The following is an 8,520-nucleotide window of genomic DNA, read 5'->3' as shown; positions in this document are numbered from 1 at the left end:
GATATATCTAAATTGTTTAGATATATCTAAAGGAGAGACATTATGTTTGGTTTTTCAAAACGTGGTCATCATCAGGGCGGCGAACACCATGAAGGGCAGCGCCACTGTGGCGAAAGGATGCATCGCGGAGGTCGTCATCATATAACCGCTGAAGGCGCTGAAGCAGTAAGGGGCGGCAGGCGTGGTCGCGGTGATAAAATGCATCGCTTGTTCGAACATGGGGATTTGCGCATCGTCCTCTTGGCGCTGGTTGATAAAAAACCGAGCCACGGTTACGAGCTGATTAAGGCAATTGAAGAGGCGTCCTCCGGGCTCTATGTTCCAAGCCCTGGGGTTATCTACCCAACGCTAACCCTGCTAGAAGAGCAAGATTTTGTCACGCCAGTGGCAACCGGTAATGGCCGTAAAAGCTACCAAATCACTGATGCCGGTAAAGTTGAATTACAACAAAATCAACAGATGGTGGATGTGATTTTCTCCCGCTTGGCACAGGTAAATCGCCGGCCAGAAGGGAATCTGGCAGAAGGTATTTCTGATGCTATGCATCGCTTACGTCACATTCTACGTAGCAGTATGATGCGTTCTGATGTCGCACCAGAACAAGTCGTGCGCATTAACGCGGCACTACTGGCGGCGGTAGAAGTGATTGAAAAAGAGTTAGCACCGCCTTCGGCTACAACTGATGAAAAAGATCAGGAGAAAAGCTGATGCCGGGATATCGTTATCGCATCACCATTGAGCCGCTGACCGACCGCAAAGGTGACGCTATTGAGAAAGCCCCGCTAACGTTCGAAGCCGAGAATCATGACGAGATCCTCGGCATCATCGAACGGTTACAAATGCGAGAAGATATAGACTTCGGCAAAGAGAAAACCGCAGCATTTGCTCTCGGGCTGAAACTGTTTTCAGAAACGATGCTGGAGAACCGTAAACACCCACTGTTTGCGCCGCTGCGCACCGCATTTACCGATTTCATGATTCATCTGAAGAAAGGCCCGCACGATAGTAATGATAGTGCCGGGTAATACGTCATAAGGAGAAAATGGACCCGCTCCCGACTATATTTATCCACTGGGGATATCGGCTATAGACGATATCCCGGCAGATGACTTAATCCAAATCGGCACCGTTACTGGCAATAACTTTTTTGTACCAATAAAAGGATTTCTTTCTCTTACGGGCTAAAGAACCCTTGCCCTGATCATCACGGTCAACATAAACAAAACCATAGCGCTTGCTCATTTCACCGGTAGAAGCAGAAACCAGATCAATACAACCCCATGAGGTATAACCCATTACCGGAATGCCATCAGCAATGGCCTCCCCCATAGCTTTGATATGCTCGCGCAAATAACTGATGCGATAATCATCTTCAATCTCGCCTTGCGGGTTAATTTCATCCTTGGCACCTAACCCATTCTCAACCAAAAATAGCGGTTTCTGATAGCGGTCGTACATCATATTCATGGTGATGCGTAAACCTAAAGGATCAATACCCCACCCCCATTCACTGGCCTCAATGTGAGGATTTTTCAGCGATTTTACGATATTCGCCGCACTGCTGTTATGGTCGTTCATATCGGCCGACGCACAGCGGGAGGCATAATAACTAAAGGAGACAAAATCCACTGTATGCTTGAGTATCTCGTCGTCACCCGTTTCAGTAACAATTGAAATCCCTTTCTCCCTGAAAAGCCGTCTGGTATAAGCCGGATAAGCACCTCGGGCCTGTACATCAATGAAAAACAGATTTTCACGGTCTTTCTCCAGCGCGGCCCACACATCCTCGGGTTTACACGTGCGCGGATAAAAGTTCCCCCCCGCCAGCATGCACCCCACCTGATTATTCGGATTAACCTCATGGGCAATTTTTGTCGCCAAGGCACTGGCAAGCAACTCATGATGAGCCGCCTGATACTTTACTTGCTCCTGATTTTCCTGTTGCTCAAACACCAGCCCGGCACCAGAGAACGGACTATGCAATAGGATATTAATTTCGTTAAACGTGAGCCAGTATTTAACTAATCCATCAAACGCCGTAAAACATGTGCGCGCATAACGGGCGAAGAAATCAACCATCTTCCGGTTACGCCACGAGCCGTATTCTGTGACCAGATGCATGGGAACATCAAAGTGGCACAGCGTCACCAGCGGCTCAATATTGTACTTTTTACACTCGGCAAAAAGGTCACGGTAAAATGCGATGCCCTGCGCATTCGGGGTTAACTCATCACCGTTAGGGAAAATCCGACTCCATGCGATTGAGGTACGAAATACGGTGAACCCCATTTCAGCCATTAACGCGATATCATCTTTATAACGATGATAGAAATCGATCGCTTGATGACTGGGATAAAACTCATCATCTCTTAGGGTAAAACGCTTCTCCTGCCCCAGCTTTACTGCCAAACGGTGTGGTCCATGAGGGATCATATCAACCGTCGTCAGCCCTTTTCCACCTTCAAAGCAAGCACCTTCGGCCTGGTTTGCGGCTAATGCGCCGCCCCATAAGAAACCGTCGGGAAATGTTGATACTGGCATTACATACCTCGTATTTAGTTAATTTTTACTGCGCTTGGCGCAACAGCAGAATGGGCGGTATCGCTTTCGCTATTTTCAACCGGGATATCTTCAAAACCCAGCAACAGCGTGGTAATAAACGAAATCACGATGGCCAGAATCATCACACCAAACACCCATACAATACTCATTGGATTGGCCGGATCGAAGAACTGGACACTGGTAAATAATCCAGGGGACGCCATCGAATGACTTGCCAGCCCACCGATTCCGGCGACTGCACCACAAATAAAACCACTAATAAGACTGGCGATCAGCGGGCGTTTAAGGCGCAATGCCACCCCATAAAGTGCCGGTTCAGAGATACCTGCGACAATCGCTGATGCGGCCGCAGCCAGCGCCGTTTGGCGCAATTCCGGGTTTTTGGTTCGCCATGCGACAGCCAACGATGAGCCACCCAGTGAAAGATTAGCGCCAATCTCTGATGGCATAACCATGCCCTCTTTGCCGGTCTCCGCAATGGTCTGAATAATGGTTGGGGTAAAGACACGGTGCATGCCGGTCATAACCAATAAAGGCCAGAGTGCCCCCATAATCGCTACCGAGAGCCAGCCCAGATAGTCATGAACGGTGTACACTAACGAAGAAATACCGCTACCAATCCAAATTCCCAGAGGGCCAATAAACATGATGGCAATAGGCGCGGAAATCAGCACAATTAACATTGGTTTAAGGAAGTTTTTGGTCACCGCTGGTGTAATGCGATCCACCCATCTTTCAATATAAGACAGCAGCCAGGTCATACATAATGCCGGAATAACGGTATAGGTATACTTCACCGCCGTGACCGAAACGCCCATAAACTCAACTTGTTGACCTTGTGCAGCTTTAGCCATTAAATCAATAAAGGCGGGATGAACCAACACCCCGGCAATGGCGATAGCCAGCGACATATTGGTTTTAAATTTGAGTGCGGCAGAAGCAGCAACCATAACCGGAAGGAAGAAGAACGCTCCGTCACCAATGACATTGAGAATAATCAGTGTCGATGAGCCTTTGCCAAAAACACCGGTCATATCCAGAATCATGGCCAACAGTTTGACCATCGAACCACCGATAATGGCAGGAATCAGAGGTGACATGGTGCCAATCAGCGCATCAAGGATCCCCGCGCCGATGCGTTTCAAGGTTATTTTATTTTTTTGCGGCAGCGTATTTTCAGCTACCAGGCCTTCCGGCAGCAGTTTTAGCACTTCAGCATAGGCATATGAAACGTTATTACCAATAATAACCTGACACTGGTTTTCATTGCGCACCACACCCAGCACACCGGTGATGGACTTCAACTTCGCCAGATCAACCGCACTATCATCGTTAAGCACAAAGCGTAAACGCGTCATACAGTGGGTCACCGCTGCGATGTTATTCGCCCCACCAATGGCATCGACTATCGATGCAGATACTGCGGCATAATTCTTTGACATGAGTAGCAACTCCCCGTAATGACGCACGCCGAGCTAAGCAAACCATTTGTAATCGAAGAGGGACTATCCTCACCAGCATAAATGGTAATTAGCTATTATATTCATAGTGTTATTTAAATATTACCTGCCGATACACCCTTGCTTTTAGTTATTATCAGGCAACTAGGTAACCGGTTCCACACGAGAATCTTAAATTACTGACTGCAATTCAATAGATGGAGCAATTAAATTCTTATTTTGTGATAACGATCAGCATTGATTAGGCGTGTTATTGTGCACGACAGTAGCTGTGGGCCTAAAGAACGGAGTATTGCCAGTCAGCCGCCAGTCTATAGCGCATGGTCCAGAACCCAATTGGAACAGCATGTCTGCCCGCCCATAGGGTAAGTGAATATTGCTAACAGCCGTGCAGTTTCGAGGGCGAAAGGTATAGAATGACAATAATTTTCAACGGGTAGGAAAGACCTATGTCTACAATGCTAGAAGTGGCAAAAAAAGCAGGTGTCTCGAAAGCCACTGTTTCGCGTGTTCTGTCAGGCAAAGGCTATGTCAGTGAAGTGACTAAAGCGCAGGTATATAAAGCGATTGAAGAGAGCGGATATCGGCCAAACTTGCTGGCAAGAAATCTGGCGACCAATAAATCACAATGCATTGGTTTGGTGGTGACCAATACTCTTTATAATGGTAACTACTTTAATGAGATACTGTCTCAAGCGGCCAAAAAATTAGAGAATAATGGCCGTCAGCTGGTGCTGGTTGACGGGAAACACAGTGCGGAAGAGGAACAAGAAGCAATCCAATTCCTGCTCGATTTACGTTGCGACGCAATAATAATTTATCCCCGATTTTTAACTGTGGATGATATGGATCTTATTATTGATAAATATAAGCAGCCCATTATGGTGGTCAACAGAAAATTAAGAAAAAACCACAGCCACTGTACTTTCTGCGATCATAAAGGGTCCAGTTATAATGCGACAAAATATCTCATTGAGCGAGGCCATCAGGATATTGCATTTATCACCGGCTCACTGGATTCACCGACAGCGATTGAGCGCCTTTCTGGATATAAAGAAGCATTAAATGCATTTTCTCTTCCGCTGCGCGATAACCTTATTATTCAAGGGAAATGGACCCCGCTCAGTGGTGCAACTGCGGTAGAATCGTTATTAACCAGCCAACAACCATTTAGTGCGATTATCGCCAGCAATGATGATATGGCAATTGGTGCCATGAAAAGATTAAATCAGGCAGGGATCAGAGTACCTGAAGCGGTCTCTCTTATTGGCTTCGACAATATCCCCATTGCACCTTTTCTAAGTCCATCGTTATCCAGTATTAAAGACCCAGTCAGCGGTATGATAAATGACGTCATTAATCGGCTAATTTCAATGCTGGACGGAGGATATTTATCAACTGAAAATATATTTCAGTCCGAACTGATTATCAGGGATTCAATCAGTGACGGGCCATATTTAAGCCAATCAGCGCTCAACCATCAATAAAGCGCCCAGTTCACTGGGCGTATATTGGGCATAGCAAGGGCCAACTGGTGTTTATAGCCCATCCTCCCGGCGATCACTGGCTATTGGTGGCACCGATGATGCTCTCTCAACCACAATACGGCGGACCTTATAGCCGGTGATACCCAGTATTAGCGTGACTATCGGTGCGGCAATATTAAATACCGCAAATGGCAGATAGCCCATGGTGGATACACCCAATACCGCCGCCATATAAGCACCGCAAGAATTCCAGGGAATCAACGGAGAGGTGACGATACCGGCATCTCCCACCAGGCGTGAGAGATTTTCAGGTGCTAACCCGCGTTTGGCAAATTCACCGTGGAATAACCGTGTTGGCAGCAATAAAGCAATATATTGATCACCCGCGACGATATTAAGCCCAATGGCCGTAGCAACCGCTGAAGCAAAAAGTTGCCCAACGGTTTTAGCCCGCAACAAAATAGGGGTTACCAGTTTATTAAGCAGGCCAAAGTCATCCACCATAATACCGAACGTCACTGCACCGATAATCAACCAGATAGTCAGCAGCATGCTGTCCATTCCCCCACGCGACAACAATGCATCCATCTGTGGAATACCGGAGTTCTCCTGAAAACCATTAGCCATCGCCAGCCAAACGCCCTTTACCGCAGCAATGGGTAACGCGGTATCAGGTTCAGCAATAAAACGCGCAATGGCCTGCGGCTGAATAAATGCTGCCATCACACCAGCCAATAACGCCGCGCTAATAATGGCCAACGGTGCCGGGACTTTACCGACAGATAATCCAAGCAAGAATACCAGTGGCAGTAAATTCCAAGGCGTAATGTTGAATAACTCATCAAATCGGGCTAATTCGGCGTGCGTAATTGTGGCATCAAAGCTGGCTTGTTGATTGATACCCAATATGATGAATGCCACCAAAGCAACCAATGCGGCAGGAATTGTGGTCCAAAGTTGTGCCTGTATATGGCGATACAATTCAACACCATTCAACTGTGCGGCCAACACAGTACTTTCGGATAATGGCGAGATTTTGTCACCCACATAGGCACCAGAAATCACGGCACCTGCGGTTATCTCTGGTGAGACACCAATCATATTGGATAACCCAACCAAGCCTACCCCAATGGTTCCCGCCGTTGTCCAGGAGCTGCCAATACTTAGAGAAACCCCGACACAAACAAGAAAGGTAATGGGGAAAAACCAATTTGGTGTAATCAGAATAATGCCGTAATAAACTAAAGTCGGTATCGTCCCCGACATGTTCCAGGTCCCAATTAATGCACCAACAGCAAGTAAGATAAATATCGCGCCAACCACTGTTGATATTCCCTTACGCGTGGATTGGGCAATATCCTCCCATACATGACCATTCTTCATAATGATTACAGCGGTAATCATGGTGCAAAGAATAAGCGCGACCTGTAATGGTCCATTGACGGCATTGAGGCCAAACAGAGCGACAGATGCGCCGACGAGTAACACCAACGACAACATCGGGATAATGGCATCTAAATAGGAAGGAGGCTTGATAGTGCGCGTTTTTTTGGGAACATTGGCCATATATACCCCACAAACAATTAAATACGACTAGTGAGTCAGATCAATCTTTTAATGATGCTTGTACGCTACGGCTCGTTTTTTTTAAGTATAGTCATTGGAAAGATATCTGATTAATTAGTTTAGCATTTAACGCCAGAAGTCAGTGCGGAGTAGCACCCAAAGAAAAGGAGCACAAGGCTCCTTTAGGTCAAACAACGACGGTATTGGTATCGCTCTGACTATTTGGCGCGAACACCTTCGACTGACAAAATCAGTTCGACTTCCTGTGATGCCGGGCCTAAATCAGTGGTGATATTAAAGTCTTTCAGCTTGATAGTGCCATTGGCTTCAAAACCAGCACGATAACCGCCCCAAGGATCACTACCTTGGCCAGTCAACTTGCTTTCCAATGTCACCGGTTTAGTGACACCATTTAATGTCAGGTTACCCACGACCGAATAACCTTCTGCATTTTTCTTAACGTCGGTCGACTCAAACGTTGCCTGTGGGAATTTACCGACATTCAGGAAATCTTTACTACGCAGATGTTTGTCACGCTCTGCATGGTTGGTATCAACACTATTGGTATTGATCACCACATTAACTTTATCAGCGGCCGGATTTTTCTCATCAAAAGTGAAAGAACCGTCAAAATCATTAAAACTGCCGTATAACCAGCTATATCCTAAATGTTTAATCCTGAATTCGATAAAGGCATGCTGCCCTTCTTTATCGATTTTATATTCGGCGGCTACGGCACTGCCTGCGGTAAACATCAGTGCACCTACAGCCAGGCCCAACAGGGTCTTATTAAACATATTTAATTCTCCATAATACAGTTGGTTAATCGGTGCTACGTCCCAGCATCCGCTTAAGGGTTACATCACCATCAATAAAGTGGTGCTTAATCGCGGCCAGTCCATGCAAGAGTGAAAGCACGACGACTGCCCAAGCCAAATAGAGATGTACAGTTCCGGCAGTATCTGCCTGGTCAGGTAGATTGGTCAGTGTTGCAGGGACATTGAACCAACCAAATACATTGATTGGTTGCCCATCTGCTGTTGAGATCAAATAACCGCTGAACATGATACAAAATAGGACAATATATAAAATCAAATGCGCCAATATCGCGCTTACCCGAGTTAAGCGGCTATAACTCGATAAGGGTTTAGGTGGCGGCGAAATAAAGCGCCAAATCACCCGAAATAACATCACCGCAAACAATATGCATCCGATGCTTTTATGTATTTCAGGTGCCTGGTGATACCAGCCATCGTAGTAGCCCAGAGTTACCATCCATAAACCCAGGGCAAACAACGCATACACCGTAAATGCCACTAACCAGTGGATAGCAATAGTCATGCGCCCGAACTGCTCCCTGGTATTTTTCCAAAGCATAATGATTCCCTTTTGCTCAATTTACAGAGCAATAGTCAAACATTTCGAAACATAAAATCAACACTTAT

Annotated in this window: 8 protein-coding genes; 3 read left to right on the top strand and 5 right to left on the bottom strand. The window is 46.4% G+C overall.

What is annotated here, in order from left to right:
* Positions 1-42: 42 nt before the first annotated feature.
* Both V2A85_RS19720 and V2A85_RS19715 read left to right on the top strand, forming a co-directional pair.
* Positions 43-708: a PadR family transcriptional regulator gene (locus V2A85_RS19720; protein ID WP_420072153.1), complete on the top strand. Its 666-nt coding sequence runs from the start codon at positions 43-45 to the stop codon at positions 706-708.
* Positions 708-1,025, top strand: a complete 318-nt coding sequence (locus tag V2A85_RS19715; protein WP_372559531.1) for a DUF3861 domain-containing protein — start codon at positions 708-710, stop codon at positions 1,023-1,025. Before V2A85_RS19720 ends, V2A85_RS19715 begins: the two co-directional genes overlap by 1 nt.
* Positions 1,026-1,110: 85 nt before the next feature.
* Here the strand turns inward: V2A85_RS19715 and V2A85_RS19710 are convergent, their stop codons facing one another.
* Both V2A85_RS19710 and ascF read right to left on the bottom strand, forming a co-directional pair.
* Positions 1,111-2,541: a 6-phospho-beta-glucosidase gene (locus V2A85_RS19710; RefSeq protein WP_420072152.1), complete on the bottom strand. Its 1,431-nt coding sequence runs from the start codon at positions 2,539-2,541 to the stop codon at positions 1,111-1,113.
* A gap of 14 nt (positions 2,542-2,555) precedes the next feature.
* On the bottom strand, positions 2,556-4,004 hold the full coding sequence (gene ascF / locus V2A85_RS19705; RefSeq protein ID WP_372559533.1) for a PTS cellobiose/arbutin/salicin transporter subunit IIBC: 1,449 nt from the start codon (positions 4,002-4,004) through the stop codon (positions 2,556-2,558).
* Between the two features lie 467 nt (positions 4,005-4,471).
* Between ascF and V2A85_RS19700 the strand changes: the two genes are divergently transcribed.
* Positions 4,472-5,509 carry a LacI family DNA-binding transcriptional regulator gene (locus V2A85_RS19700; RefSeq protein ID WP_372559534.1) on the top strand — a complete coding sequence of 346 codons (1,038 nt, stop codon included), beginning with the start codon at positions 4,472-4,474 and terminating at the stop codon, positions 5,507-5,509.
* 51 nt (positions 5,510-5,560) lie between these two features.
* On the opposite strand, the gene V2A85_RS19695 is transcribed toward V2A85_RS19700, so the two are convergent.
* From V2A85_RS19695 to V2A85_RS19685, 3 genes are all read right to left on the bottom strand, one after another.
* Positions 5,561-7,075, bottom strand: a complete 1,515-nt coding sequence (locus V2A85_RS19695; RefSeq protein ID WP_083158189.1) for a Na+/H+ antiporter NhaC family protein — start codon at positions 7,073-7,075, stop codon at positions 5,561-5,563.
* A gap of 218 nt (positions 7,076-7,293) precedes the next feature.
* A complete protein-coding gene (locus tag V2A85_RS19690) occupies positions 7,294-7,872 on the bottom strand; it encodes a YceI family protein (RefSeq protein WP_083158188.1) in 579 nt (192 codons plus the stop codon).
* A 25-nt stretch (positions 7,873-7,897) separates the two neighbouring features.
* Positions 7,898-8,452 (bottom strand): cytochrome b, encoded by a 555-nt coding sequence (locus V2A85_RS19685; protein ID WP_372559535.1) that lies wholly within the window; start codon positions 8,450-8,452, stop codon positions 7,898-7,900.
* Between the last annotated feature and the right edge of the window lie 68 nt (positions 8,453-8,520).

Origin of the sequence: Yersinia sp. 1252 StPb PI (assembly GCF_048593885.1) — a bacterium.
Taxonomy (GTDB): Bacteria; Pseudomonadota; Gammaproteobacteria; order Enterobacterales; family Enterobacteriaceae; genus Yersinia; species Yersinia enterocolitica_E.
This window is presented reverse-complemented; position numbering and strand designations above follow the sequence as displayed.

Bases quoted from the DNA above. Each gene is read 5' to 3' on its own strand.
- V2A85_RS19720 (WP_420072153.1), top strand. From the start codon at position 43: ATGTTTGGTTTTTCAAAACGTGGTCATCATCAGGGCGGCGAACACCAT.
- V2A85_RS19715 (WP_372559531.1), top strand. From the start codon at position 708: ATGCCGGGATATCGTTATCGCATCACCATTGAGCCGCTGACCGACCGC.
- V2A85_RS19710 (WP_420072152.1), bottom strand. From the start codon at position 2,541: ATGCCAGTATCAACATTTCCCGACGGTTTCTTATGGGGCGGCGCATTA.
- ascF (WP_372559533.1), bottom strand. From the start codon at position 4,004: ATGTCAAAGAATTATGCCGCAGTATCTGCATCGATAGTCGATGCCATT.
- V2A85_RS19700 (WP_372559534.1), top strand. From the start codon at position 4,472: ATGTCTACAATGCTAGAAGTGGCAAAAAAAGCAGGTGTCTCGAAAGCC.
- V2A85_RS19695 (WP_083158189.1), bottom strand. From the start codon at position 7,075: ATGGCCAATGTTCCCAAAAAAACGCGCACTATCAAGCCTCCTTCCTAT.
- V2A85_RS19690 (WP_083158188.1), bottom strand. From the start codon at position 7,872: ATGTTTAATAAGACCCTGTTGGGCCTGGCTGTAGGTGCACTGATGTTT.
- V2A85_RS19685 (WP_372559535.1), bottom strand. From the start codon at position 8,452: ATGCTTTGGAAAAATACCAGGGAGCAGTTCGGGCGCATGACTATTGCT.